Consider the following 223-nt stretch of genomic DNA (forward strand, 5'->3'; position numbering starts at 1 on the left):
TGCAGCCCCATCAGGATCTTTAAGTGAGATAGCATCTTCTCGAAAAGTGACATCTAATACCCAATGCAGCTCGTTTTCCACCGACCAGTGCCTTCTTATTGCCTTAGCCACGATTTCCGCCTCCAACGGTAGCGAGCTGACATACCAGCGTGAATTACGATGAGGAGGCTGGCCTTTTACGCTTCGTTCACTGACTACTTCAATAATACTTTGTATTGAAGGC

1 protein-coding gene is annotated in these 223 nt (G+C 47.1%); it reads right to left on the minus strand.

Features of this window, described 5'->3' with window-relative positions:
- Positions 1–223: ISAs1 family transposase (locus tag ABR397_RS24455; protein WP_350307939.1), on the minus strand; the 223-nt coding region annotated here is incomplete at both ends.

Source organism: Photorhabdus viridis (genome assembly GCF_040256935.1).
GTDB lineage: Bacteria > Pseudomonadota > Gammaproteobacteria > Enterobacterales > Enterobacteriaceae > Photorhabdus > Photorhabdus viridis.